The organism is Microbacterium sp. HSID17254 (assembly GCF_003989315.1).
Lineage (GTDB): Bacteria > Actinomycetota > Actinomycetes > Actinomycetales > Microbacteriaceae > Microbacterium.
Map to the genome: position 1 here is coordinate 16,085 of NZ_RBLT01000020.1, position 22,764 is coordinate 38,848.

General features: G+C 70.5%; 17 protein-coding genes. 13 read left to right on the forward strand and 4 right to left on the reverse strand.

What is annotated here, in order from left to right; genetic code table 11:
• Nucleotides 1–105: 105 nt before the first annotated feature.
• Nucleotides 106–1,050: an EamA family transporter gene (locus tag D8M34_RS12180; RefSeq protein ID WP_164498177.1), complete on the reverse strand. Its 945-nt coding sequence runs from the start codon at nt 1,048–1,050 to the stop codon at nt 106–108.
• 38 nt (nt 1,051–1,088) lie between these two features.
• Here D8M34_RS12180 and D8M34_RS12185 point away from each other — a divergent pair, with 38 nt between their 5' ends.
• The 8 genes from D8M34_RS12185 to D8M34_RS12220 all read left to right on the forward strand — a co-directional run bounded on the left by D8M34_RS12185 (nt 1,089) and on the right by D8M34_RS12220 (nt 9,408).
• Nucleotides 1,089–1,625 carry a CGNR zinc finger domain-containing protein gene (locus tag D8M34_RS12185; RefSeq protein ID WP_126894137.1) on the forward strand — a complete coding sequence of 179 codons (537 nt, stop codon included), beginning with the start codon at nt 1,089–1,091 and terminating at the stop codon, nt 1,623–1,625.
• A 140-nt stretch (nt 1,626–1,765) separates the two neighbouring features.
• On the forward strand, nt 1,766–3,034 hold the full coding sequence (locus D8M34_RS12190; protein ID WP_126894138.1) for an ABC transporter substrate-binding protein: 1,269 nt from the start codon (nt 1,766–1,768) through the stop codon (nt 3,032–3,034).
• A gap of 168 nt (nt 3,035–3,202) precedes the next feature.
• The gene (locus D8M34_RS12195; protein WP_025105401.1) at nt 3,203–4,117 is read left to right on the forward strand and encodes a carbohydrate ABC transporter permease; all 915 of its coding nucleotides are present in this window, start codon (nt 3,203–3,205) and stop codon (nt 4,115–4,117) included.
• Complete coding sequence (locus tag D8M34_RS12200) at nt 4,117–4,971, forward strand: carbohydrate ABC transporter permease (protein ID WP_017204137.1); 855 nt, start codon at nt 4,117–4,119, stop codon at nt 4,969–4,971. The genes D8M34_RS12195 and D8M34_RS12200 overlap by 1 nt, the downstream gene beginning before the upstream one ends.
• Nucleotides 4,968–6,884 carry a hypothetical protein gene (locus D8M34_RS12205; protein WP_126894139.1) on the forward strand — a complete coding sequence of 639 codons (1,917 nt, stop codon included), beginning with the start codon at nt 4,968–4,970 and terminating at the stop codon, nt 6,882–6,884. The genes D8M34_RS12200 and D8M34_RS12205 overlap by 4 nt, the downstream gene beginning before the upstream one ends.
• On the forward strand, nt 6,881–7,663 hold the full coding sequence (locus D8M34_RS12210; protein ID WP_025105399.1) for an RraA family protein: 783 nt from the start codon (nt 6,881–6,883) through the stop codon (nt 7,661–7,663). Before D8M34_RS12205 ends, D8M34_RS12210 begins: the two co-directional genes overlap by 4 nt.
• Complete coding sequence (locus D8M34_RS12215; RefSeq protein ID WP_025105398.1) at nt 7,633–8,577, forward strand: aldo/keto reductase; 945 nt, start codon at nt 7,633–7,635, stop codon at nt 8,575–8,577. The genes D8M34_RS12210 and D8M34_RS12215 overlap by 31 nt, the downstream gene beginning before the upstream one ends.
• 21 nt (nt 8,578–8,598) lie before the next feature.
• A complete protein-coding gene (locus D8M34_RS12220) occupies nt 8,599–9,408 on the forward strand; it encodes an amidohydrolase family protein (protein WP_126894140.1) in 810 nt (269 codons plus the stop codon).
• Nucleotides 9,409–9,707: 299 nt separating this feature from the next.
• On the opposite strand, the gene D8M34_RS12225 is transcribed toward D8M34_RS12220, so the two are convergent.
• The 3 genes from D8M34_RS12225 to D8M34_RS12235 are packed head-to-tail and all read right to left on the reverse strand — an operon-like array spanning nt 9,708 to nt 15,047.
• Nucleotides 9,708–10,358: a GntR family transcriptional regulator gene (locus D8M34_RS12225; protein ID WP_126894141.1), complete on the reverse strand. Its 651-nt coding sequence runs from the start codon at nt 10,356–10,358 to the stop codon at nt 9,708–9,710.
• A gap of 19 nt (nt 10,359–10,377) precedes the next feature.
• Nucleotides 10,378–10,983, reverse strand: a complete 606-nt coding sequence (locus D8M34_RS12230; RefSeq protein ID WP_025105395.1) for an SGNH/GDSL hydrolase family protein — start codon at nt 10,981–10,983, stop codon at nt 10,378–10,380.
• Nucleotides 10,974–15,047 (reverse strand): Ig-like domain-containing protein, encoded by a 4,074-nt coding sequence (locus D8M34_RS12235; protein WP_126894142.1) that lies wholly within the window; start codon nt 15,045–15,047, stop codon nt 10,974–10,976. Before D8M34_RS12235 ends, D8M34_RS12230 begins: the two co-directional genes overlap by 10 nt.
• A 438-nt stretch (nt 15,048–15,485) precedes the next feature.
• Here D8M34_RS12235 and D8M34_RS12240 point away from each other — a divergent pair, with 438 nt between their 5' ends.
• Genes D8M34_RS12240 through D8M34_RS12260 form a run of 5 tightly spaced genes read left to right on the forward strand, consistent with a single transcriptional unit; the run spans nt 15,486 to nt 22,733 of the window.
• On the forward strand, nt 15,486–16,340 hold the full coding sequence (locus tag D8M34_RS12240; protein ID WP_174235390.1) for a carbohydrate ABC transporter permease: 855 nt from the start codon (nt 15,486–15,488) through the stop codon (nt 16,338–16,340).
• Nucleotides 16,337–17,242: a carbohydrate ABC transporter permease gene (locus D8M34_RS12245; RefSeq protein ID WP_025105392.1), complete on the forward strand. Its 906-nt coding sequence runs from the start codon at nt 16,337–16,339 to the stop codon at nt 17,240–17,242. Before D8M34_RS12240 ends, D8M34_RS12245 begins: the two co-directional genes overlap by 4 nt.
• A gap of 50 nt (nt 17,243–17,292) precedes the next feature.
• The gene (locus tag D8M34_RS12250) at nt 17,293–18,618 is read left to right on the forward strand and encodes an extracellular solute-binding protein (RefSeq protein WP_126894143.1); all 1,326 of its coding nucleotides are present in this window, start codon (nt 17,293–17,295) and stop codon (nt 18,616–18,618) included.
• 11 nt (nt 18,619–18,629) lie between these two features.
• The gene (locus tag D8M34_RS12255; protein ID WP_126894144.1) at nt 18,630–20,435 is read left to right on the forward strand and encodes a BNR-4 repeat-containing protein; all 1,806 of its coding nucleotides are present in this window, start codon (nt 18,630–18,632) and stop codon (nt 20,433–20,435) included.
• A gap of 36 nt (nt 20,436–20,471) precedes the next feature.
• Nucleotides 20,472–22,733, forward strand: a complete 2,262-nt coding sequence (locus D8M34_RS12260; RefSeq protein ID WP_126894145.1) for an FAD-dependent oxidoreductase — start codon at nt 20,472–20,474, stop codon at nt 22,731–22,733.
• Nucleotides 22,734–22,764: the final 31 nt, after the last annotated feature.

Below are 22,764 nucleotides of genomic sequence, written 5' to 3' on the forward strand. Positions count from 1 at the left end.
TCCTCATCCGGGCACAGCTTCGGAGATCGGCCGGGACACGCCGCACCGCGAGGCCGGAGGCCGGCGTGTCGGCTCCGATCTCCGAAGTTGTGCGCGCGAGTGGGCTCAGGCGGCAGGGCGGGGCTCGCCGAGCTTCACGACGACCACGCCGGCGAGGACGAGCACGCCCCCGAGGGCCTGCAGCGGGCCGGGGAGCTGTCCGAGCAGGAGCCAGCCGAAGAGCAGGGCCGCCACGACCTCGGCGAGCGCGACGAACGAGGCCAACCGGGAGCCGAGCATCCGTGTCGAGACGATGCCGAGCACGTACGCGAGAGCCGTGGCGATCACGCCGATCGCGAGAACCGGCACGAACCACGGCACCGCGCCGAACCGGTACTCGACGTCGGCCGTCGTCCACGCGAACGGCAGCACGCCGATGAGCGCGGCGAGGCTCAGACCCACGGCACCGAGCAGCAGCCCACTGCCCGCGAGGGCGATCGGCGGGATCCCGGTGTCCGCCCGCGCGGACAGCACGAAGTAGCTCGCGGCACCCACCATCGCCCCGAGCGCCCAGAGGACACCGACCACGTCCACCTGCGCCCCGGTGACGATGTCGAGCATGAGGACGAGCCCGACGAAGGCGATGCCCGCACCGAGGATGCTGCGCCGCGTGGGACGCTCACCCCGGCGCATCCACAGCCAGAGGAGCACCGCGACCGGGGCGGTGTACTCGATGAGCAGCGCGATCCCGACGTCCATCACCGCGACGGCCTGGAAGTAGCAGAGCTGGGTGGCCGCGACCGCGAGGAGGCCGTAGGCGGCGACCATCCCCGCGTTCTGCCGGAGAGCACGCCACCGCCCACGGAGCGCGAGGACCGTGGGGACGAGCAGCACGAGCGCCGCGACCCAGACCCGCACCGTGACGGCGGCCCCCGGCGTCCACCCCGCATCGATGAGTCCGCGCGCCCACGCCCCGGAGGAGCCGAACGCGAAGGCGGCGGCGACAGCGAGCGGCAGGCCGAGGCGCACCCCGGTCCGGGTGCGCGGAGTGTCATCAGCCACCGTGCTCATGAGGGATGACGCTACGCCGGCGGGAGTAAGCTGTCAACATGGTCTTCACCGATGACACAGAGGATGCGCTGCGCGCGGCGGTCTGGCTCGCGAACTCGGCGGAGGACCCGGACACCCTGGTCGACATCGACGACGAGAAGGCCTTCCTTCGGGTGTTCCCGTACACGGGACGGGTCGACGGGGACACGGTGGAGCTCGACGACCTCCGCGCTCTGCGGTCGCGCCTCCGCGCCATGCTGCTCGCTCCGCGCGACGAGATGGCCGCACACGTCAACGCCGCTCTCGCCGAGGTGCGCCTGACCCCGCGGCTCGTGCGCCACGACGAGCTGGACTGGCACCTGCACGGGCTCGCCGACGAACGCCCGCTCGCCGAACGGGTGCTCGTGGAGACCGCGATGGCCCTGATCGACGTCATCCGCACGGACGAGGGCTCTCGCCTCACCGTCTGCGAAGACGGGACATGCCAGGCGATCGCCCTCGACCTCTCCCGCAACCGCTCCAAGCGCTACTGCTCGACGAGCTGCGCCAATCGCAACGCCGTGGCGGCGTACCGCGCCCGCCGCGCCGCCGGCTGACCGCGCCGCGCGCCCCGCTCGGAGACCGCAGACCGGAATGCGGTCCGAGCGGGTTCGATGCTGCCCACTCTTCACAAACGATTATCGATTAGTGTAATGTCGCGAGCGGCCCTCCCTCATGCATCAGGAAAGGATCAACGATGATCAAGGCCCGAGTCCTCCCCCTCGCCGGCATCGCGGCGGTGTCCGCCCTCGCCATCGCCGGCTGCTCGACCACCGCCGGCGACGACGGCGGTGACGCCGGCGGCGACGTCACCGTGCGCATGCTCGTGAACGTCACCCCGAACCTGACCGAGGAGTTCTGGAACGACCTCGTCGCGCCGTTCGAGGACGCCAACCCGAACATCGACGTCGTCATCCAGAACCCGGGTGCGGAGGGCGTCGAAGCCGCCGTGCCGCGCCTGCTGGCCGCCGGTGACGCTCCCGACGTCGTGCAGTCCATCGCGCCGACGACCAAGCTCGCCCCCGAGCTCGTCGACCTCTCGCAGTACGAGTGGGCGTCGTCCGGTCCGCTCGCCGACCAGTACTCGATCGACGGCAAGAACTACATGGCCGGCATCGGCGTGCAGCTGCAGAGCCTCTTCTTCTACAACAAGACCGCCTTCGAGGAGGCCGGGATCACGGAGGTGCCGACGACGGTCGACGAGCTCACCGAGGCCCTCGGCAAGCTCAAGGACGCCGGGTGGACCCCGGTCCAGACCGGCGGCGACTGGATGACGAGCCACACCCTGCAGGCGCTCGGACTGCCGACCATCATCGCCGAGGACCCGGCGTGGTTCCAGGACATCTCGGCAGGCGACGTCACCTTCAGCGAGACCTACGGCGATGCGGTCGAGACCTACGCGGACTGGGTGTCCGAGGGCTACATCCCCGGCGACGCCCTGGGTATCAAGTACCCGGACGCCGAGCAGGCCTTCCTCTCGGGCAAGACGGCGGTGTACTCGATGGGCAGCTGGTTCGCCGGCACGCAGGCGAAGGCCGCCGACTCCGCGGACATCGGCGTCTTCCGCGCCCCCGCCATGAGCGCCGACGAGCAGCCCGCGATGGGCGCCAACATCGCCAGCCCGTACTCGATCCTCAAGGCGAGCAAGAACCAGGACGCGGCGGCGAAGCTCATCGAGTTCCTCACCACCGACCAGACCGCGGTGAGCGACCAGCTCGCGGTCGACGGCAACTTCCGCGACGGCTACGAGTACGACATGACGCCGCTCGGCGAGGAGCTGCTGCAGATCGTGGCCGACACCCCGGCCGAGGCCTACACGCCCACCGGCGGCGGCTACGGCGAGCGCACGCTCCCGGACGGCTACTCCGGCGAGATCAACACCCAGACCCAGGCCCTGCTCGGCGGCGCACCCGCCGACCAGGTGCTGCAGGCCATGGACGACTGGTTCGCCGCCAACGCCGGTTGACCCTCGCGGCGCCCGGGACGCGACATCCGTCCCGGGCGCCGTCCCGGCGCTGCCCCAGCGCCTCCCCCTGAACGCGCCACCGAGAACGAGAGTGCCGCCATGACTCCGCCCACCAGGACCGCGCCGCCTCCGGCCGCCGCCGCCACCCCGACAGGACCATCGACGCCGATGAGCTCGCCCCCCGCCCCGCGCCGCCGCACGGCGCTGCAGCAGTGGCGGAACCGGATCCCCGGCATCCTCATGGGCGGCCCGGCCGTCGCGGTCTTCCTCGCGATGTTCGTCATCCCGATGATCCTCGCGGCGGTGCTCAGCTTCACCGACTGGAACGGGTACAGCCTCAACTTCAACTTCATCGGCTGGGACAACTACATCAAGGCGTTCCGCAGCCCGCGCTCGACGCAGGCCGCGATCTTCACGGGCATCATCGCGGTGGTGGGCACGATCCTCTGCAACGCCATCGGCCTCGCGATCGCCGCCCTCATCTCCGGGCCCGGCCGCTCGAACACGATCCTGCGCACGATCTTCTTCTACCCGTACGTGATCAGCGCCCTCATCATCGGCTTCCTCTGGTCGGCGATGCTCTCCCCCACCGGCGCCGTCAACGGTCTGCTCAGCACGCTCGGCCTCCCGGCGATGCCGTTCCTCACGGACCCGACCTTCGCCAAGGCGAGCGTGATCTTCACGATCGTGTGGTCGCACTTCGGCTTCAACATGATCCTGTTCCTCGCCGGCATCAAGTCCGTCCCCGCGGAGTACTACGAGGCGGCGACCGTGGACGGCGCCTCGCGGTGGCAGCAGTTCCGGTCCATCACGCTGCCTCTCATCGCGCCGGTCTTCACCGTGAACCTCGTGCTCACCCTCGTCGGGCTCCTCAAGGCGTACGACGTGGTGCTGTCGCTCACCGACGGCGGGCCTGCCGGCTCGACGCAGACCATCGTGTACCAGATCCTCAAGGACTCCTTCGCGAACTCGGCCCTCGGCTTCGGCGCCGCGCAGTCCATGATCCTCCTCATCGTCACCGCGGTCGTCGGCCTCGCCGTCACGCTGGTGCGACGCCGCGCCGAGCAGAAGGCGACCGACTGATGAAGCAGACCCGCAACCGCCCGGCCCTCGCCGTCAGCACGATCCGGTGGATCGTCCTCGGCGTCGTCGCGATCACGATGCTGATCCCGATGTACACGATGCTGATCAACGCGTTCAAACCGCAGGCCGACATCATCGAGAACCCGCTGCTGATCACGCCGCAGATGTTCACGTTCGACTACCTGTGGGCCGCGATCACGAGCAGCAAGTTCAACGTGATCGCCGCGTACGGCATCACGCTGCTGTTCGTCGTGCTCGTGAACCTGTGCTGCATCGCCCTCGCCGCGCCCGTCGCCTACGTCATCGCCCGCGGGCGGTCGAAGTGGCATCTGGGACTGCTGCTCCTCTTCGTCTCCGGGCTGTTCATCCCCGGTCAGGTGACGCTGATCCCCGTCGTCTTCGTGCTGCGGGTGCTCGGGCTCATCAACACGATCCCCGGGTTCATCCTCTTCGAGACGGCGGCGACCCTGCCGGTGACGATCTTCCTGTTCACGGCCTACCTCCGCAGCGTGCCGCGTGACATCGACGAGGCGGCGTCACTGGACGGCGCCGGGCCCATCCGCGCGTTCTGGGCGTGCATCTTCCCGATCATGAAGCCCGTCGTCGCGACGGTCGTGGTGCTCAACTCGATCGGCGTGTGGAACGACTTCGTGAGTCCGCAGATCATCCTCGGGCCGAGCTCGGGGATCTACACGGTCACCACCGGTGTCTACGCGGCGGTCGGACAGTTCTCGACCGACTACACGCAGGTGTTCCCGACCCTCCTGCTGGCCGTGCTGCCCGCGATGGTGTTCTTCATCGTGATGCAGCGCCACATCATCGGCGGCCTGGTCGCCGGAGCGACGAAGGGATGACCGTGCCGGAGACCCCGCTCACCCGTCCGCTGCGTGTGATCCCGGCCTGGGCCGTGCTGCAGCGCCGGCTCTTCGCCGAGGTCGAGGAGGCCCGCCGCCTCTTCCGCGACCGCTACACGCTGCCGGACGGCCGCCTCCGCGGCGTCGCGGAGTTCATCGACCGCGACGGCGTGGACGACCTGTACGAGCCCTTCTTCAACTGGCCCGCGTTCTACCTGCTCGGTGGCTCCGACGAGGTGCTCGCCGACGCCAAGCGGCACTGGGAGGGCGTGACCGTGCAGCTCGCCGAGGCGGGCATGCTCACCGAGGAGTACGACAACGGCTACGACTGGTTCCATCAGGGCGAGTCGCTGCTGTTCCTCGCCGGCATCTGCGCCGCCGACCCGGCCGACTCCGCGTTCGCCGCGCGCGCCGCCCGGTTCGCGGCCCTCTTCACCGACCCCGCACAGGGCAACTACGACGCCGAGCGCAACATGATCCGCTCGCCGCACAACGGCGCTCTGGGTGCCCGCGCGGGTCTGGACGAGAAGATCGTGCCGTACACCGCCGACCGGGACGAGATGCGCCCCTACGGTCTGCCGCTGCACGGCCTGGACGGCATCGCCTCCTGGGACGACCTCGCCGACCCCGCGCACGCCCAGCGGATGGCGGAGGAGATGCAGCGCCGCGCGGCGGGTGACATCGCCGTGAACCTGGCTGCGACCTCCCTCGCCGCGAACCGCTGGCTCTACGACGGCGACGAGGAGGCGGCCGTCTGGATCCGCCGGTACGTCGACGGCTGGCGTGCGCGGGCGGACGGGGGGCTGCTCCCCGACAACGTCGGCCCCGACGGCACCGTCGGTTCCCTCCACGACGGCCGCTGGTGGGGCGGGCACTACGGCTGGGCCTGGCCGCACGGGCTGCACTCCGTCGGCATGAGCGCCCTGATCGGTGCCCTGAACCACGCGCTCGTCACGGGCGACGACGGCGCCCTCGACCTCGTGCGCACCATGCTCGACACCGTGCTCGCCGAGGCGCGCACGGGCAGCGTCGCGGAGTCCACGTACAGCCTGCGCGGCGGGTGGATGGCCCGGCTCGGCGCGGCCGCCACCGAGCCCGCTCTGCTGGTCCCCTACCGCCACGGCGCGGACGGCTGGTTCGACTACGGTCCGCTGCAGCTCGACCTCCCCCTGTGGCTGTGGTGGTGGTCGCGGCGGCCGTCCGACCGGGAGCGGCTGGAGACGGCGATCGCCGGCCTCCCCTCCTCCGCCGACCTCGTCGCGCCGTTCCGCGACAAGGAGGAGGCGGGGCATGAAGCGGGCTGGTTCGCGTATCTCTCCGGCGACCTGCCCGATTATCCGGTGCGGGCGCTGGAGATGGCGCTCGGCCAGGTGGCACGTCGTGCCGCGATGATGCTCGCCGACGACCGCGACCCCGACGCCGCGCACCTGCACTTCTGGCAGCGCGTGAACCCGGTGGTGACGGAGGTGCTGACCCAGCTCGTCGGCGGGGCGCCGCAGGTGCTCTACAACGGCGGGCTCGGTTTCACGGCGCTCCGCTACGAGGACGTCGACCGCGCGCGGCCCGGACTCCCGGAGGACGTCGCCGCGCTCGTGCACCGTCTCGACGACGACGGCATCGGCGTGCAGCTCGTGAACACCTCCGCCGTGCACACCCGGACCGTGCGGCTGCGCGGGGGGCGCTTCGGCCTGGACCGGATCGTGCGGGTCACGGCGACCGGCGAGGAGCCCGGCTTCTGGCCCGGCGCCTCGGGCACCTACACGGCCCCGGACGCCCCGACCGTCACCACGACGTCCGACGTGGACGACGACCTCGTGGTGACCCTGCCCCCGGCGCACACCGCCGACCTCGACCTGACCATCGCGCGTGCGACCGGATCGCCGCGCCACCTGTTCCCTGAAGGAGACGCATGAGCGCCGATCTGATCCGACCCGACTTCGCCCTGCCCGTGCGGGGTGGGGCCTACCAGCGGCCCTCGCGCGAGGTGGTCGAGTCCTTCGACGCGATCTCCTCCGCCACCGCGTGCGCCAAGCTGCACGGACTCGGGATCCGCCGCAGCTACATCGACGGACCGGAGCCGCTGAGCCTCGGCCAGCGCGTCGTCGGTTCGGCGCTGACCCTGCAGTTCATGCCGCAGCGCGAGGACATGGCCTCGGGCGACGGCCAGGAGTACGCCGAGCGGCACACCGCCCTGTGGCACGTGCTCGAAGCCGTGCAGCCGGGCGACGTGCTGGTGATCCAGGCCTACGGCAGCCGGTTCTCCGGGTGCATCGGCGACATCCTGGCGCGCTACTTCGCACGCAAGGGGGGCGCGGGGATCGTCGTGGACGGCCGCATCCGCGACGCCGGCCGCATCCGCGAGCTCGGGATCCCGGTGTGGTCGACGGGCACGACCCCGCACTACGCCTCGCAGTCGGAACTCGTGCCGTGGGCCTACGACGTGCCGGTCGCGGTGGGCGGCGCGCTGTGCATGCCCGGCGACCTCGTGGTGGCAGACGACGACGGCCCGGTCGTGGTGCCGCAGGCCATGGCGCCGCGGGTCGTGGACGACGCGCGCGATCATGAGGAGTGGGAGGTGTTCAGCCGCCGCCGTCTCGACGAGGGCGCGCGCCTGAGCGACTACTACCCGTTGACCCCCGACAGCCGCGAGGAGTACGAGGCATGGCGTTCCGTCCAGAGCTCCGTCCGCTGAATCCCGAGGTCGCCGCCCGCGACGACGTCGGACTCGGGTGCGCGCCGATCGGCAACCTCTTCGCCCCTGTGCCCGACGGCGACGCGGTGGCGACCGTGCAGGCGGCGCTCGCCCGCGACGTCCGTTTCTTCGACACCGCACCGCTGTACGGCTCGGGCGAGAGCGAGCGGAAGCTCGGCCTCGCCCTGCGCGGCGTGCCGCGGGACGACTACGTGATCGCGACGAAGGTCGGCCGGGTGCTGGTCGATGCGGACGGCCGCCCCGTCGCGGGCGCCGCGAGCGGACACGACTCCGTCGTCGACCTCAGCAGGGACGGCGTGCGGAGGAGCCTCGACGGCAGCCTCGCCCGGATGGGTGTCGATCGCGTGGACGTGCTGCACCTACACGACCCCCTGGACGTGGAGGCGGCGTTCGCGACGGCGCTTCCGGCCCTCGTCGAACTGCGCGACGAAGGGGTCGTGCGCGCGATCAGCGTGGGCCTGGGACGGCTCGACCCTCTGGAGCGCTACGTCGCCGAGGCGCCGCTCGACGTGGTGATGGAGGCCGGTCGGCTCACGCTGCTCGACCGCACCGCCCTGGACCGGTTGCTGCCGACCGCGGCGGCCCGCGGCATCGGGGTGCTCGCGGCCGCGGTGTTCAACTCCGGCATCCTCGTCGACCCGGTCGGCTCCCCCTTCTTCGAGTACAAGCCGGCACCCCCGGAGCTCCGGGAGCGGGCACAGCGCCTGCAGGCCGTGTGCGCCGCGTACGGCGTGCGCCTCGCGGATGCCGCGGTGCAGTTCCCGCTGCGGCAGGGTGCGGATGCGGTGGTCGTCGGGGCGCGCACCCCCGCCGAGGTGGACGCGTTCGTGGACGGCCTCGACGCCGTGCTGCCCGCCGCGCTGTGGGACGCCCTCGATGCGGAGGCTGCATGACCGCGCGGCCCGGGAGCTGACGTGCGGATCGTCGACGCCCATGTGCACGTCTGGGATGCGGACGCCGTGCCGATCCCGTGGTTCCGCGACGACCTCGGGCTCCCCCGGCAGGCCGCGGCCGCTCGGCTCGGACGGGAGCTGACCGACGCCGGCGTCTCCTCCGCCATCGCCGTGCAGGCGGCGGACTCGGTGGCGGAGGCGGAGTGGCTGACCGCGACCGCCGCCCGCGACCCGTTCCTGCGGCGCGTGGTGCTGCAGTACACCCCCGCGCCGGGACGAGCCGCCGGCGCCACCGCAGTCGCGTTCTCTCCCGCCGTGGTCGGCGTGCGCGCCGCGGTGCCGCAGTTCGCCGCGGATCTCTCGGATGTGGACGGCCTCGACGCCCTCGCCGACCACCTCGGGGCGACCGCCCGCACCCTCGAACTGCTCATCCGCCCGGATCAGCTGCCCGCCGCGGCCGCCCTCTCCCGACGGCACCCCGACACCGCGATCGTCGTCTGCCACCTCGGCCTCGGCGCCCGGACGGCCGATGAGGCATGGCTCTCCGCCCTCGCCGAGGCCGCGTCGGCTCCGGGGGTGTCGGCGAAGGTCTCCGGACTCGACCTCGCAGCTCGCGGGGCGGACGAGTCGCGGGAGCTGCTGCGCTCCGCGTTCGCCCTCTTCGGCGCGGAACGGCTGATGTACGGCAGCGACTGGCCGATGTCCACGCGGACCACGACCTACGCGGAGGTGCTCGCCGCGACCCGGCGGGCTCTCCCTCCCCTCTCCCCGGCCGAGGCTCGAGCATTCTGGTCCGGCACCGCCGACCGCCTCTCCCCCTTCACCGCTTAGCCCATCGCAGTTTCGCACCGAGGTCGCAGGGATTCCGGGGATGGATGCGACCGCGTGCCGAATCTGCGACCTCGCGCCGGGACTCCTACCCCCCGGGGAAGTTCCGCACCCCCGTCGCAGATCCTCACCGCGTCGCTGGGACTCCGGGGATGGATGCGACACCGGTGCGAAACTCCGACCTCGCGCAGGGACTCCCACCCCGGGGACACTTCCTCAACCCCGTCGCAGATCCTCACCGTGCCGCAGGGACTCCGGTCAGCCGTGCGACCTCGGTGCGAAACTCCGACCTCGCGCGGGGGTCAGTCGAGGAGGGTGCCGGCGGCGTGGGCGCGGAAGAGGGCGGACGCGGCCTCTTCGTCGCCGGCCTCCAGTGTGTCGAGCAGGCCCTTGTGCCAGTCCGCGACCTCGTGCCAGTCCCCCGTGAAGGTGGGGTCGCCGAGCACGTGCATGACGCGCAGGCTCGGCTCCAGGAGGTCCCACATGCGCGGGAGGTACACGTTGCCGCTGGCCTCGATCACCGCTCGGTGGAAGGTGAAGTCGAGCTCGCGGAACCGGGCGAGGTCTTCCGCCTCAGCCGCCTCATGCATCTTCGCGATGAGGCCGACGAGCTCGGCGCGGCGAGCAGGGTCGAGCGCCCCGCAGGCCAGCCGTCCCGCCAGCCCCTCCAGCTCGACGCGGGCGACCTTGGCCTGCGCCGCCTCCTCCGCGGAGTAGCTCGCGACGAAGTTGCCCTGATGCCGCACATGCGACACGAGACCCTCGTGGGCGAGCCGCTTGAGGGCGTCGCGCACGGGCGCCTGGCTCACCTGCATCTGCCGGGCGAGCTGCGACTCCACGAGCTGCTCGCCGGGGGCCAGCGTCGAGTCCTTGATCATCGCCTTGATGAGCGCGTAGATCTGATCCGACAGCAGTCCGCGCTGCAGTCCGGCCGTGCCGAGAGCATCCGTCATGACCATCAGTCTACGTCCATTATCGACTATCGCTAATGGACGCGGCCGTGCGCCAGCTATCCGCGATGAGGGCGGATCCGCGGGGTGTCGGGTGCACCCCGTCCGGCGCGAGCTCGACGACCGGATACTGCTCCGCCGCCGCCGTGAACACCTCGTGCAGGGGCACGAACGCCGCCCCGTGCTCCACGGCGAGAGCCCGCACCGCCGCCCGCTTCCCGTCGAGGTCGTCGAGCCACGTGCGCTGCTCCTCCGTCACCGGGAGGAAGTACGGCTCCATCAGGATCAGCCGCGGGGCGTGCGCGGCCACCGCGCGGCCGAGGAGGTCGCCGAGCGTGGCGGCGAAGTCCTCGGCCGAGGTCGGGTCGTCGCTGTCGAACCGCCGCCACATGTCGTTCACGCCGACGTACACGGTCAGCAGCTCCGGCGCCGTGGGCAGCAGCTCCGCGTCCCACCGCGCGGCCAGGTCGCGGGCGCGGTCCCCCGCGATCCCGAGGTTGCGGACCGTGGCCCCCGCGGCCTGCAGCTCGGGGGCGAGGAGCGACACGTAGCCGTCCCCGAAGGACTCCGGGTCGAAGCGATCGCGCCCCGCGTCGGTGATCGAGTCTCCGATGAAGGTCACCCGCATCGTGGCACGTCCTGTTCGTCGTTCTTGAGCTTCGGTCGCACCGAGATCGGGAGCTCGACGCTCGCGCCAGCGTACGTCACGGTGAGCGTGTGGTGCGGGCGCACCTTGCTGCTGTCGAAGCCGCTGACCATGTCCGCCGTCACCTGCTGGGTGGTGCGGGATCCGTCGCTCCAGTCCACGCCCAGCAGCATGCCGGTCACGTCGAGCTCCTCGCCGCGCACGTAGCGGGTCTTCGGGTCGGCTTCAGGCGCCCAGCAGATGCCGGTCACGGTCGCGGGCGGCGGTGTCGGCCGCACGGCCAGGGTGTTCGTCTTGCCGTAGTGGTAGACGTTGAAGAAGCCGTCCGCACCGATGCGGAGGTTCTCCCTGGCGTCGACCATGTTCCACACCGTCACGTCGTCGACCCGGAGCACGATGCGGGTTCCGCCGTCCTCGGCAACGGCCCCGAACTCGATGCGGTGCGTGGAGCCCGGCTCGATGACCGTGTTGGGGATGCTGTCGAGCATGGTCTGCCCCGGGGTCCAGCTCTGGAACTCGATCACGTCCTCCTTGATCACCGCGAGGTATCCAGTGTTGGAGTTCTGCCAGGCCGGGAGGCCGGTCTGGTCGGAGCGCGCCTGGAAGCCATACCAGCCTCCGTCGAAGGCGCCGAACTCCGCCTCGAACTGCAGCAGGGTGTCGCCGAAGCGCTCGGCCTCGTAGCCGTGGACGCCCTGACCGCTGATCACGACACCCGTGTCGTCCACCGCGATGAGGTCGGACTCACTCCAGTTCGCCCCGTCCTTCAGCTGACCGTCCAGGCGGGTGGTCGGGTACTCGGCGTCGTCCACGGTCACGGTGACCGTGTCGCTGAGGCTCGGATCGGCGACCGAGGTCGCGGTGATCGTCGCCGTGCCCGCCGTCACTCCCGCGATCCGTCCCCCGGAGACCGTGGCGACCTCCGGAGCGTCGGTCGTCCAGGTGACCCGGGCGTCGCTGGCGTCCTCCGGGGCGACCGTGGCCGCGACGGACCGCCGCTCCCCCACGGTCAGCCCCACGGCGTCGGCGTCCAGGCTCACGCCCGTGACCGGCACGCCGGAGAGCGAGAACCCGATGTCGTCGAAGTCGAGCGAGGCGTAGTTCTCCACGTAGAACCCGACCCGACCGGCCTTGCCGGGGCCGGGGTCGGCGCCTTCCAGCGCGATCGCCCCGTTGACGGAGATCCGGATCTGCCCGTCCTGCACCGCGATACGGACGTGCGAGGTCTCGCCGGGGGTCAGGCCCTGTGCCGCCGGCACGACCTTCTCGGCGACGACCTTCCAGGCGTCGTCGAAGATCGTCCAGGTCGGCCCGGCCGCGGCCTGGCGGAAGCGGATGTAGCCGCCGCCCTTGCCGTTGCGGTCGTAGACGATGAGTCCCGCGTTGGCGGGGGTCGTGGCCGGCGCCGTGACGTCGAAGTCGAGCACGAACTCCGTGAAGTCCCGCGGCAGAATGCTGTTGGCGCCCTTGAGGATGCGGTACACCTTGTCGCCCGACGCATCCACCTGGATGCTGCGGTTGGGGTCGGTCGGCCAGCCGTTCGCCCCCGACTCGAAGTCGGTGAAGTGCAGCACGCCGTCGCCCTCCTCGACGATCACCTCGATGGTCGCGGTCTTGCTGGCATCGGCTTTCGCCGTCGCCGTCACCGTGGTCGTACCGGGGCCCATGCCGAGCACTACGCCCTTGTCGTTGACGGAGGCGACGGCGGGGTCGGCCGAGGCATAGGTCACCGCGGCGTCGTCGGCGTTCCAGGGCAGCGGCACGGCGCGCACGCGCACCTCGTCGCCCGCGTCGATCGTGAGCGTGTCGCTGTCGAACGCGATGTCCTCGAGCGGGATGGTCTGCGGCTGCTGCGTCTGCCCGATCGCGCCGTCGACGCCGATCTCGCCGAAGGCGATGGCCTCGAAGCCCGGGATCTGGTCGAACACGGCCGCATCGGCCTTCAGCGTGTAGTCGCCGTTCGCGGCGTCCACGAAGCCGGGGTCGGCGTCGGCCACCCAGTTGTCCTCGTAGTTCAGGAGGTTCTTCCCGTCCTTCGCGCCGTGCTCGTTGACGCCGGCCATCCGGGCGCGGTTCGGGTTCCACACGACGTTCTCCGCGAACGTGCTGTGGTTCGGGAAGTAGTGGTCGTCCTCGAAGAAGTGCGCGAGCTCGGGGTACTTCGTCAGATACGGCGTGCCGACGAAGTCGTTGTTGTCGGCGAACACCTTCTCCCAGGCCGGCATGTAGTCGCGGTCGACGACGTTGCCCTCCTGATTGCCCATCCACTGCTCGTAGTTGTCGTACGGGGCGTAGGCGTCGACGAAGACGTTGTTGCGCGCCTCGATGTAGTCGGCCGAGCCGCTCTTGATCGCACCGTTGCCCATGTTCACGAACACGTTCTTCTCGATCGTGAGGTCCCACGTGAAGTTGTCGGCGTAGATGCCCTCGACGCCCGCCATGCCGACGCCGATGTCGTGGAAGTAGTTCTCCCGGAACACGTGACCGCGCTGCTGCGGGGTCTTGCCGGAGTTCATGTAGATCGCACCGAGGTCGTGGAACTGCTTGCAGACGTCGTACACCTCGTTGCGTTCGAACAGGTGGTCGTTGCCGTGCACGATGATCCCGGGGTGCGGAGCGTCGTGGATCTCGTTGTCCCTGGCGATGTTGCCGACGCCGTCAAACATCACGCCGGGGTTGTAGGCCTTGTGGTAGTACGCGAAGTCGGCGATCTCGGAGTTCTCGACCCGGTTGCGGCCGGGTTCGAGCGTCGTCTTGTCACCGCCCTGGAGCACCACGCCGACGCCGCCAACGTGCGTGAGCCGGCTGTCGGTGACGGCGTGGTCACGGCCGCCGCGGTTCACCGGGATGCCGTCGTACGTGTAGCGCCCTGGCGAGTTGATGAGCACGCCGCCGTCGGTGAAGTTGCGGATGTCGCTGTGCGAGATCGTCACGTGCGAGCCGCCGAGGATGACCGCGGCCGTCGCGCGTCCGTACTCCATCACGAGGTCGTCGAAGTTCACGTACGAGGCCCCGTCGGCGCGCAGCATCGGCTCGTCGAGCGTCGTGACCGTCACGGCGCCTCGGCCGGACGTGAAGGCCGCGTTCGGGATGAGGTACAGCTTCCCGGCGTCGCGGTCGATGTAGTACTCGCCGGGGGCGTCGAGCTCCTCCAGCAGGTTCTGCGCGAAGTGGAAGTCGGGGAACCAGCTCTTCATGATCCCGGACATCTCGCCGTAGCGGAGGGTGATGGTCTTCGCCTCGGTGTCGATGCTCTCGATCTTGTTGTACGACCACTCCCAGCTGTAGCCGAAGATGCCGTCCAGCCACACGTCCTCGGCCTGGGTCCAGTGCTTCGGACGGTCGTAGCCGTAGCTGAACGTGCCGCCGCGCTCCTGCAGGTCGGCGTCGTTGCGGTCCGGCCCGGCGTCGATGATGTCACCCATCTGCACGGTCGGGGTGGCCGCGTCGGCGTTGGGCCAGCGCGCGAGGGTCATGCCCTGGCCGTCGATGAACAGCTCCATGGGCGGGGTGGTGCTGACGTCGTTGGCCTTCCAGTAGCCGTGGCGGCTGAGCTGGCCGTAGTCGGTGATGCCGAGGTCGGCGAGGTCGATCCCGACGACACGGTCGCGGGCAGCTGGGTCGATGATGCGGTCGGTCACCGCCGCGTCGTCGACCGCGGCGAACTGGTCGCGCGGCAGCTCGCGACCGCCGGTGAGGGTGGCGGTCTCCCCCGGGTACGAGCGGTAGGTGATGGGGGCGTCGGCAGTGCCCGAGTCCTGCGCGCCGATCTCGAACGACGCCGAGCGGGGGTACGTGCCCTCCCGGAGGTACACCGTGAGGCCGTCGTCCGGGAGCGCGGAATCCGCCTTCAGCGCGCGGATCCGGTCGCGGGCGCCTTCCAGCGTCGCGAGGGGGTCGTCGATCGTGCCGGCTGCCGCGTCGTCACCTCCCGGCGCGAGGTAGAGGGCGTCGTCGTCCGCGGCCGCAGCCGCCGACGGGACCGCCGCAGCGAGGGCGGATCCGAACACCGCCGCCAGGGTCAGGCTTGCCAGTACACGCTTCATCGCGTCTCCGAACTGTCGCTTCCCGCACGGCCGATGCGCGCGGCGCCGCGGGAGCGGCTGCTCCGACCGTAGCCAATCGATAATCGACTAGCAAGGATCGATACTGATCGTTTCGGTTCTTCGAGGTGCCAGGACGTCGCGGCTGATCGGGCTCGGCGCTGGTCGACACCGCCTTCGGCATCCCGATCCCGATGGCCCTCGCGTACCGAGGCTCGCATCCGAGAAACCAGTTAACAAAACAACCACTTTCTACCACTTTCTGACTATTGCGCTCTCCAGTTGACGTCGCCGTAATCTGCCGGAAATACTGAGGAAGCCCGAGACCGCACCGCGAGAGTGCGGACACATCACCCCAGGCCAAGGATGACCTAGATGACAGAACAGACCATTTCCTCACAGATAGGAACAGGTCGCCGGCCCCGTCGCCTCTCGGACGGGATGTTCGCGCTCCTCCTCACGGCTCCCGGCCTCGCGCTCCTCGCCGCCGTCGTCGTGTACCCGCTGATCACGGCCCTCATCACCGCGTTCTACAAGCAGAGCCTCGTCGAGCCCGGCCGCGAATTCGTCGGCTTCCAGAACATCGTCGACGTGCTGACGGGCGAGTTCTTCCCGCTCCTCACGCAGACGCTCGTCTTCACCCTCGGCACGACCATCGCGCCGTTCGTGATCGGCTTCGGCCTCGCCCTCGCCCTGAACACGCGCATCCGCGGCGCCAAGGTGCTCCGCGGCCTCATGCTCATCCCGTGGCTGATCCCCGGCGTGGTCGTGTCGTTCCTCTGGATGTGGATCTTCAACGCCAACTACGGCGTGCTCAACGCGGCCCTGGAGACCGTGGGCCTCATCGACTCCCCGCAGGCGTGGCTCGCGAACCCCACCACCGCCATGATCGCCGTGATCGTCGCGAAGACGTGGCAGTCGTTCCCCTGGATGATGGTCATGCTCCTCGCCGGCCTGCAGACCGTGCCGATCGAGCTGCACGAGGCCGCCGAGATCGACGGCGCCGGCACCATCCGCCGCTTCTTCTCCATCACTGTCCCGCAGATGAGCGGCATCATCGGCCTCGTGATCCTGCTGGAGTTCATCTGGAACTTCCAGCACTTCGACATCATCTACGTCCTCACCGGCGGCGGTCCCGCCGGCTCCACCCAGACGTTCGCGACCGCGGTGTACGAGACCGCGTTCGACGGCTTCGACCTCGGCCACGCCGGGGCGATCGGCCTGCTCTGGATGATCCTGCTGATGGCGCTCGTCGTCGTCTACGTCCGCCTGTCCGAGAAGGGAGAGAAGCGATGACCGCCGTGCTGACCGAAGAGACGGTGGCCGCCGTCTCCGCCCCACCCGCCGCGCCCCGCCGTCGGCGCCACCGCGCCGACCGCCGCGCCTCCACCGTGAGCGCCTGGATCGCCGTCGTCGTCTTCGGCGGGTTCGCCCTGTTGCCCGTGTACTGGCTGCTCGCGACGTCGCTGACCCCGCGCACCGAGGTGTTCAGCTACCCGCCGAAGCTGTTCCCCACCGAGATCACGTTCGAGGCCTACGCCGCGCTCGCGAACAACCCGGCCCTGTTCGGCTACCTCCGCAACAGCATCGTGGTCTCCGTCATCACCGCGATCCTCTCGGTGCTGGTGTCGGCGTACATGGGCTACGCGTTCTCGAAGTTCCGCTACCGCGGCCGCCGCAGCCTCATGTACTTCGTGCTGGCGTCGCAGATGTTCCCGCAGGCGCTGCTGCTCATCACCCTCTACGCGGTGTTCTCGGCCTACGGCCTACTCAACACCTACACGGCGCTCGTGCTGTCGTTCACGACGTTCACGCTGCCGCTGTGCGTGTGGATGCTGAAGGGCTTCTTCGACACGATCCCGGACGAGCTCATCGAGGCCGCCCGCGTCGACGGTGCCTCCCGCCTGCGCATCATCCACTCGATCGTGCTGCCGCTGGCCGCCCCCGGCCTCATCGCCGCGGGACTGTTCGCCTTTGTCCGGGGCTGGAACGACTTCATCTTCGCCCTCACCCTCGCCGGTCCCGACAAGCAGACCCTGCCGCCCGGCCTCGTCAACACGTTCATCGGCGAGGCGTCCACCGCCTGGCCGGAGCTCATGGCGGCTTCGCTCGTGGTCTCGCTCCCCGTGGCCATCGCGTTCATCGCCCTGCAGCGCTTCCTCGTCGGCGGACTCACCGCCGGCGCGGTCAAGGGCTGACCCGCACCACCCCCTCATCCGCAGTCCCTCGAAGAAGAGAGAGCATCCTCATGTCCGAGAACACCACCGTCTCCCGTCGCCAGCTGCTGCAGTTCGCCGGGCTCGGCGCCGCCGGCCTCCTCCTCGCCGGTTGCATGCCGAGCGGCGGCGGCAGCGGCAGTCCGTCCTCCTCCCCCGGCGCCGGGCTCGGCGCGGGCGACTTCACCGCCACCGACTTCTCCTTCTCCAGCTGGTCGCTCACCGAGGAGGCCGCCGCCCCGGCCACCCGCGCGCTGCTCGACGGCTACAAGAAGACCAACGACGTCGGCATCACCGAGGTCTCCTTCCCCTACAACGAGTACTTCAAGCAGCTCATGCTGCAGGTGCGCGGCGGGCAGTTCACCGGCGCCGCGCACGTCGACGTCGCCTGGCTCGCCTCGCTGGCCGCGCTCGGCAAGCTGGAGGACGTCTCGGCGCTCACGAAGGGACGCGGCTACACGGCCTCGAGCCTGGAGGCCACGCAGCTCGACGGGAAGCAGTACGCGTTCCCGTGGACCATCGGCGCGATCGGCCTCATCACCAACTCCGAGCTCCTGAAGAAGGCGGGGATCTCCACGTTCCCGACGACCGTCGACGACTTCGAGGCGGCGCTGAAGAAGCTCAAGGCCCTCGGCGGAGGCCTCATCCCCTACGCTGCCTCGACCAAAGCCGCCCAGCTCAAGGACGTCCTCATCTGGATGCAGACGTTCGGCAGCGACCTCGTCAAGGACGGGAAGGTCACGATCGGCGACGACGCGAGCATCGAGGCGGTGACCTGGTACAAGTCGCTGTACGACCAGGGGCTCATCGCCGCCGACGTCGACCGCTTCGACGCCCGCTCCCTGTTCTCCCAGGGCCGCGCCGCGATCTACGACGACGCCCCCGTGGGCCGCGCGTCCGTCACGCAGGACTCGCCGGATCCCGACCTCGCCTCCAAGCTCGTGCCCGAGTCCCGCCCGGTGCTGAAGAAGGGCGACATCCCGCGCGCTCTCGTCTGGGGCGGCGCCATCGCCATCGTCGGCGGCGGCTCCGGCGACAGCACCCGCACGGCCGCGGACTTCGGCCAGTGGGCCACGAGCGACCTGAAGGCTGTGCTCGGCGACTACGAGCTGCGCGGCCTGCCGCCCGTGACCGAGGAGGCGCAGGCCTCGAAGGAGGTGGCGTCCGACGCGTTCGGCTCGCGCTTCGCCGAGAAGATCACGGCGACCGCCACCACCAACCCGTTCTGGCAGTACCCGCAGTACGCCCAGATCGAGACGGTGATCGCCGACCGCGTGCAGGCCGTCCTCGTCGGTCAGCAGAGCGCCAAGGACGCGATGGCGCAGGCCGGCGACCAGGCGCAGAAGCTGCTGGGCTGAGGAGCATCGCCATGACCCTCCGCTCGAAGGTCGGCGCCACCGCTGCCGCCGCCCTCGCCGCACTCGTCCTCGCCGTGCCCGCTCCGGCCGCTGCCGCGACCCCCGACGTCGAGACCGTGCCCGTCACGGTCGACAGCTCCAACCAGTCCGGCTGGTGGAACCCACTCGTCGTCGACGGCGACGAGACGTACTTCGCGTACAACGTGCCCGGCTCGGTGGCCGCGAAGCACCAGGTGAACCTCGCCGTCCGCGCCGCCGACGGCACGTGGACCTCGGGCTGCCTGCGGCTGGCGACCGGGGCCTGCGCGGAGTACCTCGACGACAACGGCCACAACCAGCCGTCGATCGCGATCGACGGCGACGGATACATCCACGCGTTCGTCTCGATGCACCACGAGCCGTGGAAGTACTTCCGCTCCACCGCGCCCTACGACGCGACCTCGCTCGTCGACGCGAGCGCCGAGATGCCCGACGCCGGGGCCGCGGTCTCCTACCCGGTCACGGCGCAGGGAGCCGACGGCGACATCTGGCTCATGGTGCGCATCGGCGCCGACCCGCAGGCTCGCCGCGACGGGGTGCTGTACCACTACGACCCCGTGGCCGGGACGTGGAGCCGCGAGACGACGATCGCCGCCGCCGTGAACCACTCCTTCTACCCGGACGACCTCGAGGTCGATGCCAGCGGCAAGGTGCACGTGCTGTGGGAGTGGGGCCCGTGGCCCGCTGATCCCTACCGCCACCTCGGCTCCTACGCAGTGTACGACCCGGCCGCAGGCGGCTTCCGCGACGTCGCCGGGCAGGCGCTGCCGACCCCGATCCGCCCGGACACCCCCGGCGCCGTCGTGTGGCGCGGCTACGAGCCCGACGAGACCATCGGCGACGCCGTGCCCGCTGTGCAGACCGCGAAGATGGCCCTCGCCGACGGCGAGCTCGTGGGCGTGACCTACCGGTACGCGGACGAGACCGAGAACGCCTTCGACGTGCGGTGGGCGACCTGGACAGGCTCCGCCTGGACGAGCGAGACCCTCGTGGACACGGACGCCCTCGGTGGCGGCGTCCAGACCATCGCGGCGCTCGACACCACCACCGCCGCCGGCGAGACCCGCGTCTACGCCGTGGTGTCGGTGCAGGACTGCGGCATCACCCGCAGTCAGACGGTGCTGCTGACCGCCGGGGCCTCCGGATGGACCGCCGACACCGTGGGCGATCCGGTCGTGGGCCAGCAGCGCCTCCGCGCGGCGACCCGCACGGACGGCACCGACATCGTCTACCTCAGCGCCCCCGCCGTTCCCAGCGGCGGCACGCTGCGGCACGCCGAGATCCCGCGCGACGGGCAGCCGGGGGCGACCACCCTCCCCGCCATCGTCGCCTCCCTCCGGGGCGACGCCGGCGGCGAGAACCTGGCGCTCGGCGGCACCGCGACCGCCTCGTCCCAGCTCCGCGCCGACACCGGCCCGGAGAAGGCGATCGACGGCGGCTGCACGGATGCGAGCCGGTGGATCTCGGCGGCCTCCGACACCCAGCCGACCATCACGGTCGAGTGGGACGAGGCCGCACCGCTCGACGTCGTCCGGGTCCGCAGCGGATACACGGTCGGCCCGCCGCAGACCTCCGTGCTGCGCGACTTCACCGTCCAGCTGCGCACCGCGAGCGGCTGGGTCACGGTCGGCACCGTCACCGGCAACACCCAGACGACGGTCGTGGTCGATGCCCAGGGGCGGACGGCCGATGCCGTGCGCCTCGTCATCACCGACCCGTCGGACTCCGCCACCGACGTCGCCCGCGTCTACGAGATCGAAGCGATCGCCGCGCGCTGAGCGGCATCATCCCCCTCCCGAAAGGAACCCATCCCCATGCGCACCCAGACCGTCGAAGCCGACATCATCGTCGTCGGCGGCGGCCTCGCCGGAGTGAGCGCCGCCGTCGCGGCCGCCCGCCTCGGCCGACGTACCGTGCTGATCAACAACCGGCCGGTGCTCGGCGGCAACTCCTCCTCGGAGGTGAGGGTCTGGGTGTGCGGAGCGACCGCCCACGGCAACCAGCGGTGGGCGCGGGAGACCGGGATCATCGGCGAGATGTACCGGGAGAACCAGTTCCGCAACCCCGAGGGCAACCCCGTGTACTGGGATGACGTGGTGCTCGACATCGTGCGCCGCGAGCCCAACCTCACGCTGTTCCTCAACACGGAAGTGCTCGAGGCCGAGGCCACCGGACCCGACGACGCCCGTCGGGTCCGGTCGGTCACCGGCTGGACGATGGGCTCGGAGATCCGCACCGTCTTCCGCGGGCCGCTCTTCCTCGACTGCACCGGAGACGGCCTGGTCGGACGACTCGTCGGCGCCCGGCACCGGCTGGGCAAGGAGAGCCGCAGCGAGTTCGGCGAGGACTGGGCGCCCGAGCAGCCCGTGCGCGAGTTCCTCGGTTCGACGCTCCTCTTCTACACGAAGGATCTCGGGCACCCGGTGAAGTACGTCGCGCCGGAGAGCGCGAAGGACATCTCGACCACCCCGATCCCCTCGTCACGCATCATCCGCAGCGGCGACAGCGGCGCGCACTACTGGTGGATCGAGTGGGGCGGCACGCTCGACATCGTCGACGACAACGAGGCGATCCGCGACGAGCTGCGGTCGGTGATCCTCGGCATCTGGGACCACATCAAGAACTCCGGCGAGTTCGACGCCGACAACCTGACCCTGGAGTGGATCGGCAACATCCCCGGCAAGCGTGAGTACCGTCGCTTCATCGGCGACTACACGCTGCGCCAGCAGGACATCCTGGAGCAGACGTCGTTCGACGACGGCGTCGCGTTCGGCGGCTGGTCCATCGACCTCCACCCCGCCGAGGGGATGTACGCGACGGGGGCGGGCGCGGTGCAGCGCTTCTCGGACGGCGTCTTCGAGATCCCGTTCCGCTCGCTCTACTCCGTCAACGTCGACAACCTGCTCATGGCCGGCCGCGACATCTCGGCCACGCACATCGCCTTCGGTGCCGCCAGAGTGATGGCCACGTGCGCGGCGATGGGCGAGGCCGCGGGCACCGCCGCCGCCCTCTGCTACGCGCACGACGCCACGCCCCGCGAACTGTACGAGCACCATCGTGCGGAGCTCCGGCAGACGCTGCTCCGCGCCGACGCCTCCCTCATCGGAGTCGCGAACGAGGATCCCTCCGACCTCGCCCGCACCGCCACCGTCACCGCGTCCAGCACCCTGCGCACGATCGGCACCCCGGAGACCGCCGTGGCCGCGGCGACCCCGCACATCCTGACGGACGACCTCGGCATCGTCGTCCCCGTGCACCCGCGCCTCGACACGACCGAGCTGCTGCTCGGCGCCGAGGCCGACACGCAGGTCACGGTGGAGGTCTGGTCCACGGGCCGCCCGCAGAACATCGTGCCCGCGGTTCTCGAGCACCGCACCGTGATCGACGTCCCCGCCGGTGTTCCGACCTGGGTGCGGGCGGACACGCCTTTCGCCCCGGAGGACCCGCAGAACGCGATCATCGTGCTCCGCGCGAACCCGCAGGTGCAGGTGCAGCTCGCCGACGAGCTCCCGCCCGGGGTGCTCACCCTCGTGCACCGGGTCGACAACGACGACCGGAACGTGCAGGTCGACCGCGACGGTCTCCTCGTGCAGTGGCCGACCAAGCCGCTGCGCGGGCGGGTGCCCGCGTTCCGCACGAGCCCACACTCCGAGGCCACCGCGCCGCAGCGCGCCGTCTCCGGGTACAACCGCCCGTTCGGCGGACCGCACCTGTGGGCGTCCGCCCCGGAGGCCGAAGGCCCGCAGTGGCTGCGCCTGGACTGGGAGCAGCCGGTCACGGCCTCCGAGATCCGCCTCGTGTTCGACGACGACGTGGACCTCGAGCTCAACACCCTGCACCACCACCGCAGCCCCGACGAGGTGCTGCCCCAGCTCGTGCGCGACTACCGGGTCGAGGTGCAGCAGGCGGGTTCCGAGGAGTGGCGCACCGTGGCGGAGGAGCGCGACAACCGCCATCGTCTGCGGGTGCATCCCCTGCCGGACGACCTCGGCGCCCTCGCGGCCGCCCGCCTCGTGGTGGAGCGGACGAACGGCGTCGCGGAGGCGCGCGTGATCGCGTTCCGAGTGCAATCGTGACGGAGAGCGCTAACGTGAAGGGCATCCGTCG